The 17,866-nt window shown below is 40.8% G+C and carries 9 protein-coding genes; 2 read left to right on the forward strand and 7 right to left on the reverse strand.

Translation table 11 applies throughout. From position 1 onward, the window contains the following. From K1X82_03700 to K1X82_03730, 7 genes are all read right to left on the reverse strand, one after another. Positions 1 to 349: hypothetical protein (locus K1X82_03700; protein ID MBX7181195.1), on the reverse strand; the 349-nt coding region annotated here is incomplete at its 3' end. A 723-nt stretch (positions 350 to 1,072) separates the two neighbouring features. Continuing rightward, entirely contained in the window at positions 1,073 to 2,221 is a 1,149-nt protein-coding gene (gene rffA, locus K1X82_03705; protein MBX7181196.1) for a dTDP-4-amino-4,6-dideoxygalactose transaminase, read from the reverse strand. 313 nt (positions 2,222 to 2,534) lie between these two features. Continuing rightward, the gene (locus tag K1X82_03710; protein ID MBX7181197.1) at positions 2,535 to 3,524 is read right to left on the reverse strand and encodes a class A beta-lactamase-related serine hydrolase; all 990 of its coding nucleotides are present in this window, start codon (positions 3,522 to 3,524) and stop codon (positions 2,535 to 2,537) included. Positions 3,525 to 4,079: 555 nt separating this feature from the next. After that, entirely contained in the window at positions 4,080 to 5,357 is a 1,278-nt protein-coding gene (gene aceA, locus K1X82_03715) for an isocitrate lyase (GenBank protein ID MBX7181198.1), read from the reverse strand. A 166-nt stretch (positions 5,358 to 5,523) separates the two neighbouring features. Next, positions 5,524 to 7,119 carry a malate synthase A gene (gene aceB / locus K1X82_03720; GenBank protein ID MBX7181199.1) on the reverse strand — a complete coding sequence of 532 codons (1,596 nt, stop codon included), beginning with the start codon at positions 7,117 to 7,119 and terminating at the stop codon, positions 5,524 to 5,526. A 702-nt stretch (positions 7,120 to 7,821) separates the two neighbouring features. Continuing rightward, complete coding sequence (locus K1X82_03725; GenBank protein MBX7181200.1) at positions 7,822 to 9,018, reverse strand: cation:dicarboxylase symporter family transporter; 1,197 nt, start codon at positions 9,016 to 9,018, stop codon at positions 7,822 to 7,824. A 37-nt stretch (positions 9,019 to 9,055) separates the two neighbouring features. Next, positions 9,056 to 12,166 carry a DUF2723 domain-containing protein gene (locus K1X82_03730; protein MBX7181201.1) on the reverse strand — a complete coding sequence of 1,037 codons (3,111 nt, stop codon included), beginning with the start codon at positions 12,164 to 12,166 and terminating at the stop codon, positions 9,056 to 9,058. A 148-nt stretch (positions 12,167 to 12,314) separates the two neighbouring features. Between K1X82_03730 and K1X82_03735 the strand changes: the two genes are divergently transcribed. Then, complete coding sequence (locus K1X82_03735; GenBank protein ID MBX7181202.1) at positions 12,315 to 15,542, forward strand: PAS domain S-box protein; 3,228 nt, start codon at positions 12,315 to 12,317, stop codon at positions 15,540 to 15,542. Between the two features lie 300 nt (positions 15,543 to 15,842). Beyond that, positions 15,843 to 17,819, forward strand: a complete 1,977-nt coding sequence (scpA, locus tag K1X82_03740; protein ID MBX7181203.1) for a methylmalonyl-CoA mutase — start codon at positions 15,843 to 15,845, stop codon at positions 17,817 to 17,819. Positions 17,820 to 17,866 lie beyond the last annotated feature (47 nt).

Consider the following 17,866-nt stretch of genomic DNA (forward strand, 5'->3'; position numbering starts at 1 on the left):
TCCCAGACCAGGTTCCAGTACTACGGTAAATACCTGTTGCGAGGGCCCCGTTTAGTGTATTAAGGTAAGTAGGGTTACCTGTATAATGAGTTCCATTTACGCAAAATCCATTTGATTGGGCATTGTTTGTGAATGAAAATTGATAAAAAACACCACTGGTGTAAGCAACGTTATAGGATTGTCCGGCTGCAAGACTCAATGATTGTGAACTACAGGTGGGGGCCGCAGCAGTTCCGGAGTTTACCACATTACACTGAGCCCAAGTTAATTTCGGAAATAGGGAAGCCAAAATCAGCGTAAACACAAGGAATGCCTTTGCCGGAAGTAAATTTGTAGAACTTTTTCTCATATACATAAAGATAAGTTTGTTAATTAATACATCGTTAAATAGTGCAACAATGATTTGTTAGGGTAAACGCTAATTTTAAAGAACCATTAAACCAAATAAACAAATCCAAAAAGCATTAAGTAAAGCTGACCAAAATCATACCAATACAAAAAATAATTTAAGAAATTGCCTTTGGATTTATGCTAGCCAATGTTATGAAAGTAATCTGACAATTCCAAAAAAAAATTGAATTGCGTTAGAAACATTCAACTTTTCAACTTGTAAGACAAATTCTTAAAGAAATACTTCGTTATGAAAATTTCATTTTAAATATTTTTATATCAACTACTTACTAATCCATAGCCAGAAACTTACTTTAAAAAATTTTCACAAAAAAGTCTTATCTATAATCCTAAAAGAAGAAATTAATAAAAAATTACCACACTCGGGCTGCATTCAAAGTAAAACATTAATTATCAATGAATTAAATCAAAAAATTAGAATTAATTCAAAAAATACAGAAAGTGACAACCAAGTCAAAAAATGCAGTTCAGTCCGACTGAATATGTCTTTAAATGGATAAAATCAAAAAGGACTCGCAAAAATTTACCTTTTTATGACAATAACTGAAATCCCCGGTTTTTGGTATTTAACTAGTAGCAAAGATTTAATATTTCAATCAATTAGTTATGAATTTTAGATACTTTAAAACAAATACAATCAAATTAGATTTTGATTATAATTTCATTTAAGTACCTTTTTTATCAAAATAATCATATCTTCCAATTCCGGCTCACTTAATCCAACAAAAAGTGGCAAACGGATTAGATTCTCCGAAAAATGTTGGGCATTGGGATATTTGAAATCCTGCTTTTTAGATTTAATGTAAGGACTATCTCCGAGGTTTTGGTAATGTCGGGCTAACTGAATTCCGTTGCGTTTCATTTCTTGAATCAAATAATCTGAAATCGCTTTATCCGCGCCAATTAAATAAAAAGAATGCCAATTAATGGAGGCAAAAGATGGAATACAAGGCAAAATAAAATCGCGAAGATTTGCCAAATTGTTAAATGCATTCCAATAGTATTCCCAGATCAATTTTCTTTTGGTTTGAATAAAATCTAATTCAAGACATTGAGCCCATAAAAAGGCTGAAATTAATTCGGAAGGAGCAAAAGAACCTCCAGATCCAATCCAATTATAAGAAGATACATCACCTTTCAAAAAGGCATTCCTATTGGTACCTCTGTCCCAAATCAAATCAGCACTGGATATTAAGTCAGGGTCATTTACAACCAGCATTCCACCTTCACCTGAAGTAATATTCTTTGTGTGATGAAATGAAAACGTTGAAACATGTCCGAAGGAACCAAGAGCCCTTTTTAAATTATTCACTCCAATGTAAAATGCATCCACACAAGTTGCAGCATCTTCAATCAACCAAAGCTTTCTGCTTTGACATAATTCAAGCAAATTAAACATGTCACATGCAATACCAGAATAATGCATTACTACAATAGCCTTTGTTCGAGGGGTAATTGCGGCTTCCAAAAGGGACAAATCCATGTTAGGGGAAGAACCTGAATCTATTAAAACCACTTTTAATCCTTTGCTTTCAAATACATTAGCCGTTGAAACATAGGTAAAAGCAGGAACTAAAATTTCATCTCCAGGTTCTAATTCCAATACCATGGCAGCCATTTCCAAGGCATTGGTACAAGAATTAGTTAAATAACATTTCCTGAAACCATACCTTTCTTCAAAGAAGCTTTGACAACGGTCGGTAAATTTGCCTTTTGAGCCTATTTGTCCCGAAGCCAGAACCTCAGAAATAAAGCCATGCTCCTTACCTGTAAAATATGGTTTATTGAATGGTATGGATTTAGTTAACATTGGATGCTAAAATAATCATAAATCAAGCCCAGACTAGAATAATCCCAGATTGCGCATTAACAAGGCACAAACGAATTAAGAATTTGTATTTCAATTTCTTATGAAAACTGAAAACAACCTCTTCCCGAAATGCTTCTGGAGGGGTAACCCCAACTAAATCAAGTAGTTCGGATTGGGAATCCTCCTATTGCTTAATTTCGGGTATAAAAATAACATTAGCCGTTATAAAAAAACTAAAACAAAGCCTGAAAGGGCACTTGTATCTGTTTTGTTAGTTAATTTTAGAAAAAAGAAATTGGTTCTTAGTCACCCATTATCTTCCTACCCTATCAAAAACCAACTTAGAAATTTGGGCGATTACTTTAGCCAATTGGTCAAAATCTTTTCCCTTGGTCATTACGGAAAGCAAATAGGTATGTCCGTTGCAATAAACAATACCACAATCATGAAGTTGCATTTGGTTTATTTCGGGCAAGCCGCGTTCGCCAAATTTATGAGCAACCAAAGCCAATGGATCGTCAATTCCGGCTTTAATCCCTTTATTGAAGGTAGTCTTAGACAATATTTCGAGAGCCAGTTCAGAATGCTCATGGGTGAGGTAGGTACCATTGTATAAAATCCGGAAAAAGGTGGAATAATCCCGAACTGTCATAAAATCAGAAACTCCCCGGACACCCGGTACAACGATACCTAACTCTTTATGAACCTGAACCAAATTGGCTTCCGGGATATTTTCAACAATAAGTCCTTTTGCCTCGTTGTCGGAATGAATAATCATTCTTTCAACCAAATCCAACATGGAATAACTATTTCCCAACTTCATTGAAACCGAATCTACGATATTCGCTTGCATGGTGGGATCGGTAACATGATCGTACTTGAATTTCTTTTGCAGAAACCCCGGGTTAGTTTCATCCTCCTTAAAAACAGCAATCAAAATTGGCACTTTCAACAGACTTGCCGGAGCATATGCTGCCTCTTGATCAATTCCGATAATTGGTCCGTTGTTTAGATCGCGGAAATAAACCGAGATTTGAGTTGCTTTTCCATCTTTCTTCACTTGATCAACAAGGGCATTTAAATCGGCTTTTAATTTAATAATGGTAGGAGGCTCCACATTTTGAAGAGACTGACATTCCAAAATAGGATTAATAAACTTAAAACCCGATTGACGTTTTTCAACTTTAACGGGGCCAACTGCATTATGATTAGACCTTTTAGTTCTAACTAATTCATTTAACCCAAACCCCAAACCAAAGGAAACCAGAGCAACCAAGGCTAATACCAGATAACGCTTCGACATTCTTTACCTTATTACCAAATTTAATACAATTCATTTTGTTTGGGGAAACGATTGCAAAAGTATACTTATCACTTAACAATCAGCACAATAGACATTAATTTACTGTCAATAGTTTAAACAGAGGCATGAACTAAAATAATTAGGCGATAATTTCCGGATTAAACAAGAATAATGAGGTTTGTTGGCAGTGAAAATCACCCCTTTAATTCATCCCAAACTAAAGAACAATACCGATAGCTAAAGCTGTTTATTTTAATTAAACTTGGCCTTATTTTGACAAATCAGCTTTTGCATTCTTACAGGCCTATGTAATTCTCAGGATCAAGGAGAGGCCAATTGGACTTGCACCCCGGGCAACGATTGAGGCAAGTAGCCCACAGGACCACTATGGCGTTAGCCTAGGGGGACGAGGACTACAGCCGAAAGCGTGACCCGAACGCCCAAGAGTTTTAATATAAAAATTTGCACTTCCTGTATTGGGCGGAAGGGGGCCCGCATAAAAAAAACGCCCTACCAACCTAAGTCGATAAGGCGTTTGAAAATTTAGTTAAAGAATTAGTGGAATTGTTCCTCTTCGGTACTTCCTTTAAGAGCACCTGTAGAAGCGAGACCGCGGCTAACCACGTTTTGAACGGCATCGAAATAACCTGTTCCAACGAATGATTGGTGTTTAACTGCTTTAAAACCTTCGGCCTGAAGTGCGAATTCTTTTTGTTGAAGCTCGCTATATCCGGCCATACCACGCTTACGGTAAGCGCTCGCCAATTCGAACATACTGGTATTTAGCGCATGGAAACCGGCCAAGGTAATAAACTGGAATTTGAAACCAAGTTCGGCCAAACGCTCGCGGAAAGTTTCCATTTCAGCCACGCTTAATTTAGAAGCCCAGTTAAATGAAGGCGAGCAGTTGTAGGCCAACATTTTGCCAGGGTAACGAGCATGGATACCTTGTGCAAATGCTTTTGCCTCTTCGATATCAGGTTTACCGGTTTCCATCCAGATAAGGTCTGCATAAGGTGCATAACTTAAACCACGATCGATGGATTGCTCCAAACCGCAATTTACATAGAAGAAACCTTCGGAGCTACGTTCGCCGGTGATGAAGCGTTTATCGCGGTCATCGATATCGGAAGTAATTAAATTAGCGGCATCGGCATCGGTACGGGCAACCAACAAGGTAGGAACACCCATTACATCGGCAGCCAAACGAGCAGCGATTAATTTGTTGATGGCTTCTTGAGTAGGAACCAACACTTTTCCACCCAAGTGTCCACATTTTTTAGCGGATGACAATTGGTCTTCGAAATGAACACCTGCGGCACCTGCTTCGATCATTTGTTTCATCAATTCGAAAGCGTTCAGATTTCCACCAAAACCGGCTTCCGCATCGGCAACGATAGGCACTAACCAATGTTTATCGCCATCGCCGGAAACGGATTGAATTTGATCGGCTCTTAACAAGGATTTATTAATTCGACGAACCACGGCAGGAACGCTGTCGGCAGGATACAAACTTTGGTCGGGATACATTTCACCGGCAAGGTTGGCATCGGCAGCTACTTGCCATCCGCTCAAGTAAATTGCTTCCAGTCCGGCAGCAACTTCTTGCACGGCTTGGTTACCTGTAAGAGCACCTAACCCGGCTACGAAGGGTTGAGAATTTAGTTTATTCCACAAACGATCTGCACCTTGACGCGCGATGGTATACTCGATATCGTAGCTTCCGCGAAGGGTAATTACCTCTTCGGCAGTGTAAGGGCGTTCGATACCTTTCCAGCGAGGGTTGGTTGCCCAATCTTTAATAAGGGCTTCGATTTTTTCTTGTTTAGTCATTTGAATTGTTGTTAAGGAATTAATGGATGATTTGGAGTTGATTATTGTTGAGGATTGGTTTAAATGATACGGTTTGAGTGGGGTTACTGATGCTGCATGCCAAGGAGGCTTAAGCCGGATTAAAGAAAAGTAAAGGAGAACACGGGCATTTCATCAGTGTAAAAACTTAATCTATTAAATCGTAAGCGCCCAGGGTTAGGAATTCGGAAAAATCATCGGAAACCACCAGTTGATCGAACAGTTGAATGGCTTGTTTGAATTTTCCCTGGTTGAATTTTTCTTCACCGACAAGGGCTTTGATTTTCTCTATTTGATTAGGAAGAATAGCTTGGTAAAGCTCTTTGGTTATGGTTCTGCCATCGGCTAGTTTAGCTTGGTGGCGAACCCATTGCCACACTTGGGCACGACTAATTTCGGCGGTTGCGGCATCTTCCATGAGGTTATACAATGGCACGCAGCCACTGCCACGCAGCCAAGCTTCGAGGTATTGAATAGCCACATCGATATTAGCGCGGAAACCTTCTTCGGTGATGGTTCCATCGGGAATTTGAAGCAAATCGGCTTGAGTAATGGAAATGTTTTCGAGTTTTTTATCCTTTTGATTGGCCTGAGGCATTATACGGTTAAAGATTTCCATGGCTACAGGCACCAATCCGGGGTGAGCTACCCAGGTTCCATCATGTCCATTGTTGGCTTCTCTTTCTTTATCCTGGCGAACCTTGGCAAAAGCATTGGCATTGGCAACTTCATCATTTTTTACCGGAATAAAGGCCGACATACCACCAATGGCATGCGCATTTCGTTTATGACAGGTTTTAATGGCCAACAGGGAATAACTATTCATAAAGTGGGTAGCCATGGTAACTTGAATTCGATCGGGCAGGATAAAATCGGGGCGACGGCTAAACTTTTTAATGAAGGAAAAGATGTAATCCCAGCGACCGCAGTTTAGTCCGGCCATGTGGTTGCGCAATTCATAGAGAATTTCATCCATTTCGAAGGCTGCCAGGATGGTTTCGATAAGCACGGTAGCACGGATGGAACCTTGCGGAACCTGGCAATAATCCTGGGAGAAAACAAACACATCGTTCCACAGGCGAGCCTCGAGATGACTTTCCATTTTAGGCAAGTAGAAATAAGGTCCGCTGCCTCTTGAAAGTAACTCTTTAGCATTGTGGAAGAAGTACAAACCGAAGTCGAAAAGCGAACCTGAACAAACTTCGCCATCAATTAGCACATGTTTTTCAACCAAGTGCCATCCCCGTGGACGAACCACGAGGGTGGCAATGGAATCCTGGAGTTGGTATTTCTTTCCATCAGGGTTTGAGAAGGAAATGGTTTTACGAACGGCATCGCGGAGGTTGATTTGTCCGTCGATGTTATTTGAAAATGTTGGAGAATTGCTATCTTCAAAATCGGCCATAAACACTTTAGCACCGCTGTTTAAGGCATTGATAATCATTTTACGATCCACCGGTCCGGTAATTTCCACTCTGCGGTCGAGGAGATCGGCCGGTGTTGGAGCCACTGTCCATTCTGAATTTCGAATTGCTGCGGTTTCTTCGAGGAAATTAGGCAATTCACCGGCATTTAATTTGGCTTGTCTGAGTTCTCTGGAATGGAGTAACTCTTTTCTACGGCCATTAAACTTACGGTGAAGTTCGGCCACAAATTGAAGGGCTTCCGGAGTTAAAATTTCAAGGTAATCAGGGGAAAGAGCCGCTTTGATGTCGACTCCTTGAACGGTGGTAGATGTGGACATGGTTAAATTTGGGTGTACAAATATATAGAGAATTTTATTTGTTCAGCGAATTTTCGCTAGATTTGTAATTTTCTTTTGCATCAATTTTCTATCTTAACCACAAGTTGAAAAGAAAAGTTTCAAATTGAATTGGAAAACCAACCCGGGCAGAGTATAAGTAGCGGATTGAGATTCAAATTATTCCAAGCAAAACCAGCACCGGAAGCCGGAGGAGAAAGAGCAAAATTGGAAGCAGTTCGAGTGAATTTCAAAAACCATGTTTTGCTGCTTGGAATTACTTGGCAGATAAATAAGGAGAAATCAATCATTCGATTCGCCCGTCCAGTGTGTTAGAAAAAGTCAAATTAGATGACTGGAATTTATGTTTTTATTTCTAGTATGCGGGCCCCCTCCGCCAAACTAAAATCCTGCAAATCCAAAAACCTTGCAGGGGCGTTCGGGTCACGCTTTCGGCTGTAGTCCAAGCCCACTCCGCTAAACGCTGCGTTGGCTTGGAGCTACTTGCCTCTATCGTTGCCCGAGACGCAACCTCAACCAACGGTTATCACCCCACCTGTAGCTGTATTTATTCCTTAAGCCGATTTCAAATCTGTTATAGTCCAAATTTGCATCATACTAATTTGCCTAAACAGCTTTTGCATCGGCAATTACTAATGTAATTTAAGAAACAGAAAATAGGTGAAAACCGGAGATTACCCGGAATTATTCCTTTTCAAATTCACCTTCCAAACGAGCTACAACAGCCGAAGCAAGACAATTACCCAAAACATTTACCGCAGTTCGGGCCATATCCATAAAGGTATCGATACCTAAAATGATAAGAATGGGTTCAGGTGGAAGGTTAAAGGAAGCAACAGTACCGGATAAGATTACCAGGGAAGCCCGGGGTACTCCGGCTACTCCTTTACTAGTTAGCATTAAGGTAAAAACCATTACCATTTGCTGGCTAAAACTTAGCTCAACGCCGGCGGCTTGTGCCACAAAAACCGATGCCAGAGAAAGGTACAAGGTAGTACCATCTAAATTAAAGCTATAACCGGTAGGCAGCACAAAGGCAACTACTTTTCGAGGAACACCGATTTTTTCCATAGCGTGCATAGCCTTAGGCAAAGCACTTTCGCTGCTGGCGGTGGCAAAAGCCAATGAAACCGGTTCGGCAACTGCTTTTGCAAACTTTTTAATTGGAATTTTAAAATACAAAGCAATTGGCAATAAAACCAATATTACAAAGGCTACCAAGGCCCCATACAAGGTTAGCAACAACTTAATCAGGTTACCAAAAATATCAAAACCAAACTTAGAAACCGTATACGAAATGGCGCCCATTACGGCTAGAGGAGCCAAATACATGACCAGCTCAGTAAACCGAAACATTACTTCGGTGAGGCTTTCGGCAAAATGCAACATGGGTGCCGCCAATTCCTTCTTCACCATGGCTAATGCTATTCCAAATAAAATGGAAAAAACCACCACCTGCAATACTTGTCCTTCGGCAATGGCTTTAGCAATATTATCAGGGAAGGTATGGAGTAGGATTTCTTGCCAGGTTTGACTTTTCACTTCGGGCAGTGCTTCAGCACCTTGGGGCACTATGGCACCATCACCGGCGCGAGTAATATTGATAGCGGCCAAACCGATAAATAAGGCCAGGGTAGTAACTACTTCAAAATACACCAATGCTTTCAGCCCCATCCTTCCTACTTGTTTAATGTCGGAATGTCCGGCTATGCCCACCACCAAGGTGCCAAATAGCAATGGGGAAATAATGGTTTTTATCAGTTTCAGAAAAATGTCTGACAAAATCTTCAATTCCAATCCAACGCTAGGCGACATCCAACCAATACCAATTCCCAAAGCCAGTCCAATGAGAATGTAGGTGGTAAAGGATAAACGTTTCAAGAGACTGAAATCTTAATTTTAAATTAGTCTACATGAATTATTGCATACCGTTTCCAAATTTAGAACGATACAATCCTTCAACTGCGTTAAAACTTTGGTTCAACTCTTTAGCCAGTTTTTCCTGATTATTTTCTTGGGCAAGAGAAACGGTACGAGCCAAGATAGACATACTTTGTTGGGCATCTGTTTCCAGGTTTACAAAGTATTTGTTACTTAGGCTGAGGTAGTACTTCAAATCCTGTTCATTGATAGTGGCTAAGCGTTTCAAAATGGCATTTGCTTTTTCCGGCTGACCCAATTTATAGTAATTTTCAGCTACCCCAATGGAAATAAAATTGTAAGGAATGGTTTCATCGGGCATTTCCTCCATAGATTTATCCAACACTTTCAAGGCTTTATCCTTTTCACCAATTGCCATTAATTGTTCGGCCAATCTGTTTAAATTGAGGCGCAAGCCGGTAGTCATACGCATGGTTTCCGGGTCGATGTTCAAATTAGGATTTTTCATATCTCCCCATTTGAATTTATTCATCACGTTTTCGTACATAATGGAAGCAGCTACTCTGCCCGGCATACCATCTTTGCGTTTTGCGACTGCAGGAACCAAGCGATAAGCCAAACCTTCCAATTGAAAATAATCCTCCAGGTTCATAAAGCCGTCGCCTCCAACTGTGATAGCAAAGTAGATTGGTCTTTTCCAATTATTATGGGCAATGATATCCATAACTGCCAGATCATTCTTGAGCAGGTAATTTCCTTTTAAAACCCACTTCAATTCAGTAACCAGGCTATCTCCATTGAGTTCAGTAATAGTTCCATTTTTTCTAACCAACGCTGTATCAACCGGAACAGAAATGTAGCGGGTTGGACAATATGGCAATTGCTTTTTACCCATGGTCACTTTGGATTCGGGGGCATTGCTAAGTATAAATTCCATTACATCGGTAATTTTATACCAACTTGAATCCTGTGGGTTTATTTGTACAAAATCCCTGTTACCGTTGTGGTAATCTTCCTCCTTCATAGTTAAGGGTAAAGGCTCTGACTCATAAACCTTACGCTTCATTTGGTCAATATACCATTCGGTACCCAGGAGGCTCAAGTTAACCACCCGGATATCGGTGCGGACTCCTTCCACTTCCTGTGCATACCAGAGTGGGAAGGTATCATTGTCTCCGTTGGTAAACAAAATGGAATTAGGAGCACAACTATTGAGGTAATTGGCAGCAAAATCTCTGGCCGTATATTTTCCGGAACGATCGTGATCATTCCATTCTTCTTTTGCCATCAACACGGGTCCACCCAGGAAGGTAATAGCGAATGCCGCCAAAGCAGCCGTATTTTTAGAAATTGTTGAACCCAACATTTCGTATAGTGCATACATACCCAAACCTACCCAAATGCAAAAGGCATAAAACGAAGCGGCATAGGCATAATCCCTTTCACGTGGTTGATACGGATATTGGTTCAAATAAACAACAATAGCCAAACCGGTAAATAAGAAAAGAAGCAAAACCACCCAACCATCACGGGCATCTTTAGTAAATTGGAAATACAAACCCAATAAACCAATAATCAGCGGAAGCATAAACAAGGTATTACGGGCTCTGGAATTTTTCAAATTGGGAGATAAATTATTCTGAGGTCCTGCGCTGATATTATCAATAAAATCAATACCTGAAATCCATCCACCTTCCAAAATAGATCCATTTCCTTGAATATCATTTTGGCGTCCGGCAAAATTCCACATAAAATATCGCAAATACATATGAGTTATTTGGTAGGAAAAAAAGAAAGTCAGATTTTCACCAAAGGTTGGCAAAACCAGAGGGTCTTCCACATCGGGGCGATTGGTAAATACTTTACGTCCTTTAATATGACCATAACTTTTATAGGCGGAAATATGGCTTTTCTGGTTAGAGTACATCCTGGGAAAGAAGGTACAATATTTAGGGTCATAAACCGGAATAGTTCCTTTTCTATCATCACCAATTACATACTTTTCCTTTCCATTTTCTACCACTTGAACATAGGTTGGAGTACCGTCTTCATAGCGGTATTCTTGGGCTTCATAATCGATATCCAACGGAGTATTGTAATACTGTCCGTAAAGCAAAGGGCGGTCGCCATATTGTTCCCGATTGAGGTAACTTAACAAAGCAAAGGCATTGTTCGGTGCATTCTCATTCATTGGAGGATTGGCATTGGAACGAACCACAATCAAGGCATAACTTGAATAACCAATTAAAATAACAGTTAAGCAAAGAATAGCGGTATTAGCCAATTGCAGTTCTTTCGTTTGGGTATAATATAAGCCATAGGACAAAGAAGCAATAACTACCAAAATAAAGGCCCATAAACCACTATTAAAGCCCATACCCAAGGTATTAGCAAAAAACAACTCAAACTTCGATGCCAGCACTACAGTACCCGGAATAACCCCATATTGTATAAACACCAACAATCCGAGGGCTGCCAGGGTAGCGTAAATAAATCCGGTGCGGGTAGGTTGGAATTTTTTGTAGTAAAAAACAAAGGTAATAGCCGGAATACAAAGCAAATTTAAAAGGTGAACACCAACAGATAATCCCATTAAATAGGCTATCAGAATTAACCAACGGTTGGAGTGAGGCTCATCGGCCACACTTTCCCATTTCATAATAGCCCAAAATACTACTGCGGTAAAGAAAGAAGACATGGCATAAACTTCCCCTTCCACTGCTGAAAACCAAAAACTATCCGAAAAAGTATAGGCGAGGGAGCCTACTAAGCCGCTACCGAAAATGGCAACTTTTTGAGCCAAGGAAAATTCCTGACCATCTTCCATTTCGCGTTGGGCAATTTTTTTTGCAAAAGCTGTGATAGTCCAAAAAAGGAATAGTATGGTGAAAGAACTACACAAAGCTGAGCAAAAGTTAATCCACAATGCCACCTTATCCGGGCCTGATGCAAAGAGAGAAAACACCCTTCCTATCATCATAAATAAGGGGGCTCCGGGAGGGTGACCCACCTGAAGTTTATAGGAAGAGGCGATAAACTCTCCACAATCCCAAAAGCTAACGGAAGGTTCAACAGTGAGGCCATAAACAGCAGTTGCAATGGCAAAAACAATCCAACCCAAGAGGGTGTTAATACGAGAATAGGACATGTATTGGTCTACAAATTAAGCCTGCGAAGATAAGCCAGAATGGACTTCGTGCTGCTTTCTTCTGTTTTCGTCTTAATTTTTATAAATAATAAAGATATTTTTTGAACTTTGAGGCCGGAATAATTCCCTTTATCCCACCACTATAACCATGTATACCAAAGTCTTGTTTTATACCGGAATGGCAACGGTAATAGCAAGCCTGCTAGTATTAGCCGGTTGGGTTTGGGATATTAATTTACTTAAATGCGGAATACTTGGAATAAGCACCATGAAAGTCAATTCCGCCTTTGGCTTTCTGTTTTGTGGAATAGGCTTGATGCTATACCTGGCCCGATTCCCTTACAAAAACCATTGGGTAGTAGCTTGTTCAATCGTTCCAATAGCCATTGGAATTTTATCGTTGATTGAGGATTATTATGGTTTCAATTTTGGGATTGATGAATTTCTGATTCCAGACAACAATTCCAGACTGCTAGGCAGTAATACTCCAGGCCGTATGGCCACTACAACTTCTTTTTGCATGCTATTGATGGGCGCTTTCATTTATGGCCTGCCATGTCAGAATAAATTTATTCGAATAGGATTGCAATGGGGTTTGCATTTGGCAACCCTAATTTCACTAGTTGCCTTGTTGGGGCATTTTTTTAAAGTTCCTTGGCTTTATGGCATTTCGGCCTATAATTCCATGGCCTTTCATACGGCTGCTGTGGTTTTCCTATTCTCCGGGGCCGGCTCTTTGGCTTTTCCAAACTTGGGTATCAATTCCATTTTTGAAGGAGAAGGGCTTGGAAACCAGATGGCTATCCGCCTATTTGTTTTAAGTTTTATCTGCTCACTGGTATTAGGTTTCATTTGGTTAGGCTTTTTCAGATTAAACATCATTTCGGCAAGCTTTGCTATTGAACTCTTTACTATTTCCATCATCCTAACAAATTTCCTTTTCATTGCTTATGTCACCTACCAAACCAATCGAATAGACTCGCAGCGAATTGTGGCCGAAAGTTCCCTTGAAAAAATTAATCAGAACCTAGAAAAACTAGTTAAAGAACGAACTGCTGAATTACAGGAATTAAGCGAAACCCTCGAAATTGCCACCAATGGTGCCAACGTTGGGGTGTGGACCATAGATTTAGAAAAAAGAGAAGTGAAAGGCAATCGGGTTTTTGCTGAAATTCTAGGTTTAAAACCAAGCGATTTACCCATTTCTTCCGAACGATTAAAATCCTTTATTCATCCCGAAGACTTAGAAACTGTTCTTAGCAAACTGAGTAATTACGAGCAATTGATTCAAGGGGTAGATTTAGACCACCGCATTGTGACTGTTCAAGGTGAAACCAAATTCTTAAAAATAAAAGGAACCAGCGCACTAAACGAAAACGGAAAACCCATCCGAATTTTTGGCGTTTATTTAGACATAACCGATGCAAAACATAAAGAAGAAATTATTTCTACAGGGAAAGACAACCTGAGAGCCATTGTTGATTCTACATCCGATATTATTTGGTCATTGGATTTAAACTTCTGTTATATCACCGCTAATAAAGCATTTTCCGAAACCATTGAACGTATAACAGGAAAAGCACCCGAACGTGGCGATATGATTTTCAATTTGTATTATACCAATGAGGAAAATCAAAAATGGAGAAAGCTATACGAAAGAGCCCTGAGAGGAGAAACCTTTCAAGAAACCTTTTATAACTCCTACACAAATTCCCATATTCAATACACCTTTAACCCGATTATAAATGCCAAATCAGAAATAACAGGGGTTACCATTCGAGGACAAGACATCACCTTGCAACTCAATTATGAAAAGGAATTGCAAGAATCAGCGAATTTTATCGAAACCTTAAAAGAGGCTATTCCATGTCTTATTTACCAATTCAACCGGAATACAGGTAAACTAACCTATATGAATTCCTTCTTCGAGGAGTTAATCGGTTACAAAAAGGAAGAAATCAATCAATTTCCTAAGCAAATATTCACCCTCATTCACCCCGAAGATCTCCATTTAATTGATTACCTGGATGTTCAACGTACCATAGGAAATGCATCTAAAATAGTAACCGAAATGCGCTTGAAGGGCCGAAGCGGCTCTTATCATTGGATTAATCTGCATGAGGTGGGATTAGAAAAACCCGGTGAAAAAATTAGCGAAACCATAGGTATCGGACTAGATATTACCGGTAGAATTCAAGCCGAAATCAAACTGAAACAGGAAAAGGAAAGTGCTGAAAAACTTGCCAGGGCAAAATCAGAATTCCTATCGGTGATGAGCCATGAAATCAGAACCCCTATGAACGCCGTTATTGGCTTCACTGATTTATTGGCCAAAGAACATCCAAGGCCCGACCAAAAAGAATACCTCGATATTATCCAATTTTCAACCCGACACCTACTTGGTTTGATAAACGATGTTTTGGACTACTCCAAAATCGAATCCGGAAAAATCACCTTCGAACTTAGACCATTTAACCTTCAAAAACAGGTTTCCAATATGGTTAACCTATTTTCATCCAAAGCATCTGAAAAAGGAATAGTTACTCGCTTACATGAACCTGAAACTCCTATTCGCTTTATATCAGGTGATGAAATACGATTCAACCAAATTATCAGCAACCTGTTAGGCAATGCCGTTAAATTTACTCACAAAGGTCAAATAGATATTGGCTACAAGCAAATTCGTGAGGATGCTAAAGAATTGGAAGTAGAGTTTTATGTACAAGATTCCGGTATTGGAATTCCTCCAAATAAACAAGCCGGTATTTTCGAATCTTTTAGTCAGGCCGATGAAGGTACTAGCCGTAAATATGGTGGAACCGGACTAGGGCTCTCCATTTCGAAAAAATTAGTCGAATTGCAAGGCGGCAAAATTTGGCTGGAAAGTATTCCGGGCGAAGGAAGTACCTTCTATTTTACCATTTCCTTCCAAAAGGTTGAACAACCCCAGACCGAAGTAGATAAAACAGAATTTGCACCCAACATCAAAGATTTAATCGGTATGAGGGTTTTGTTGGCCGAAGACAATACCATCAATGTTATCCTGGCTAAACGGGTATTGGAAGGTTGGAAATGCAAAGTTCAGGTTGCCAAAAATGGTCGAGAAGCTTTTGAAAAAGTAGGATCTGGTAATTACGATATTGTACTCATGGATTTGCACATGCCTGTGATGGATGGTTACGAAGCCTTAAAAGCCATTCGACAACTCAACGACCCCATCAAAAAGAACATCCCTATCATTGCCCTTTCAGCCAATGCAGAAAGTGAATTGGAAGCCGAAATAGCCCAAGAATTTACCGATTACATGAGCAAACCCTTTCATTCAGACCGTCTGTTCGAATTGCTTTCCAAATTCTATAACCCCTCCGCCTTATAAGCCCCTCCCTTTCCATTTCAACCACTTTTTCTATTAAACCCTAAACAGGCCTTGTCAATTTTAAACCCCCTGGCGAATCAAATCCCGGTTTAATACTTACAATTATCTTCCAACTTTCCCCTGATCTTTCCGGAGAAACCTTGGTTTCAATTGAAAGGAAAAGGATAATTTTTCAAGCTTCCAATGCTTGAAATCCTTTATTTTGCTTGAAATTACCCCATCGTGAAGTTAAGCGAACTGAAACTACAAACCTCCTTTCCGAAAAACCCCGGTCAGAACACTACGGCAAAACCTAACAGTATGCCTGCCGGACTACCGCCTTACCTCCGTGGACCTTATGCTTCCATGTATTTGGTAAAGCCCTGGACTGTTCGTCAATATGCCGGTTTTAGTACTGCCGAAGAAAGCAACGCCTTTTACCGCCGTAATTTGGCTGCCGGACAAATGGGACTTTCCGTTGCATTCGATTTGGCTACTCACCGCGGATACGATAGCGACCATCCCAGAGTAACCGGCGATGTTGGTAAAGCAGGTGTAGCCATTGATTCAGTAGAAGATATGAAAATACTCTTCGACCAAATCCCGCTCGATAAAATGTCAGTTTCCATGACCATGAATGGAGCCGTTTTGCCCATCATGGCTTTTTATATTGTGGCGGCAGAAGAACAAGGCATTAGCCCTAACCTACTTTCAGGAACCATTCAAAACGATATTCTGAAAGAATTCATGGTTCGGAATACCTATATCTACCCGCCTAAACCCAGCATGAAAATTATTGGTGATATTTTTGAGTACACCTCCAAACACATGCCCAAGTTTAACAGCATCAGTATTTCCGGTTATCACATCCATGAAGCCGGCGGAACAGCAGAAATTGAATTAGCCTATACCCTGGCCGATGGATTAGAATACATCCGTACAGGTTTGGCAGCCGGATTAAAAATCGATGAATTTGCACCCCGACTTTCCTTCTTTTGGGCAATCGGAATGGATCATTTCCTCGAAATTGCCAAACTACGAGCCGGACGTGTTTTATGGGCTGAATTGGTTCAACAGTTTAATCCACAAAGCGAAAAATCATTACCCCTCCGAACCCATTGCCAAACATCCGGATGGAGCCTTACCGAACAAGACCCCTACAACAACGTAGCTCGCACCTGCATTGAAGCTATGGCTGCCGCATTAGGTGGAACCCAATCCTTGCACACCAACGCCCTCGATGAAGCCATCGCTCTACCAACCGATTACTCTGCCCGAATTGCCCGAAATACCCAATTATACCTTCAAGAAGAAACTTATATCACCAAGGCTATCGACCCCTGGGGCGGTTCGCTCTATGTGGAAAACCTTACCAACGAACTGATGAACAAAGCCCGATTGCTCATGGAAGAAGTTGAAACCCTCGGTGGGATGGCTAAAGCGATTGAAGCCGGAGTGCCTAAAATGAGAATTGAAGAAGCCGCTGCTAAACGTCAAGCCCGAATCGATAGCGGTAAAGACATTATTGTTGGAGTTAATCGATACAAGGTCGAAGAACAAACCCAACTCGATGTGTTAGAAGTGGATAACCAAGCCGTCCGCGAAAACCAACTTGCACGTCTTCAACAAACCAAATCCAAACGAAACACGGCCGAAGTTGAAAAAGCCCTGGAAGCAATTACTCAAGCTTGCCGGTCAGGTCAAGGTAACCTGCTGGAATTGGCCGTTGACGCTGCACGCAAACGCGCCACACTCGGCGAAATTAGCATGGCCTGCGAAAAGGTCTTTACCCGTTATTCCGCTACAATCCGCTCCATTTCAGGTGTATATTCCATGGAAATGCCTCAAAATACCGACTTCCAAAACGCCCGCACCCTTGCCAATACTTTTGCAGAAAAAGAAGGTCGCCGCCCCCGTATTTTGGTGGCAAAAATGGGACAAGACGGCCACGACCGCGGTGCAAAAGTTATCTCTACTTCCTTTGCTGATATTGGATTTGATGTGGACATCGGACCCTTGTTTCAAACCCCGGAAGAAGTGGCGTTGCAAGCAGCCGAAAACGATGTGCACGTGCTAGGTGTATCCAGCTTGGCAGGTGGCCATAAAACCCTTGTTCCCGAAGTTATTGAAGAATTAAAAAAGTTGGGCCGCCCCGATATTCTGGTGGTGGCAGGAGGCGTAATTCCTAAGCAAGACTATACCTATTTGGAACAACGTGGTGTTGCCGGAATTTTCGGTCCGGGAACCAATATCCCCTTAGCAGCAATTGAAATTCTGCAAAAATTAATGCAAGCCTAAACTTCTCTTTCAACTGTTTTTTTAGGCTTTTAGGAATTTCATTAAGG

The organism is Bacteroidia bacterium (genome assembly GCA_019695265.1).
Lineage (GTDB): Bacteria > Bacteroidota > Bacteroidia > JAIBAJ01 > JAIBAJ01 > JAIBAJ01.

Excerpts from the sequence above, each read along its gene's own strand:
- rffA (MBX7181196.1), bottom strand. The coding sequence starts at position 2,221 with ATGTTAACTAAATCCATACCATTCAATAAACCATATTTTACAGGTAAG.
- K1X82_03710 (MBX7181197.1), bottom strand. The coding sequence starts at position 3,524 with ATGTCGAAGCGTTATCTGGTATTAGCCTTGGTTGCTCTGGTTTCCTTT.
- aceA (MBX7181198.1), bottom strand. The coding sequence starts at position 5,357 with ATGACTAAACAAGAAAAAATCGAAGCCCTTATTAAAGATTGGGCAACC.
- aceB (MBX7181199.1), bottom strand. The coding sequence starts at position 7,119 with ATGTCCACATCTACCACCGTTCAAGGAGTCGACATCAAAGCGGCTCTT.
- K1X82_03730 (MBX7181201.1), bottom strand. The coding sequence starts at position 12,166 with ATGTCCTATTCTCGTATTAACACCCTCTTGGGTTGGATTGTTTTTGCC.
- K1X82_03735 (MBX7181202.1), top strand. The coding sequence starts at position 12,315 with ATGTATACCAAAGTCTTGTTTTATACCGGAATGGCAACGGTAATAGCA.
- scpA (MBX7181203.1), top strand. The coding sequence starts at position 15,843 with ATGCCTGCCGGACTACCGCCTTACCTCCGTGGACCTTATGCTTCCATG.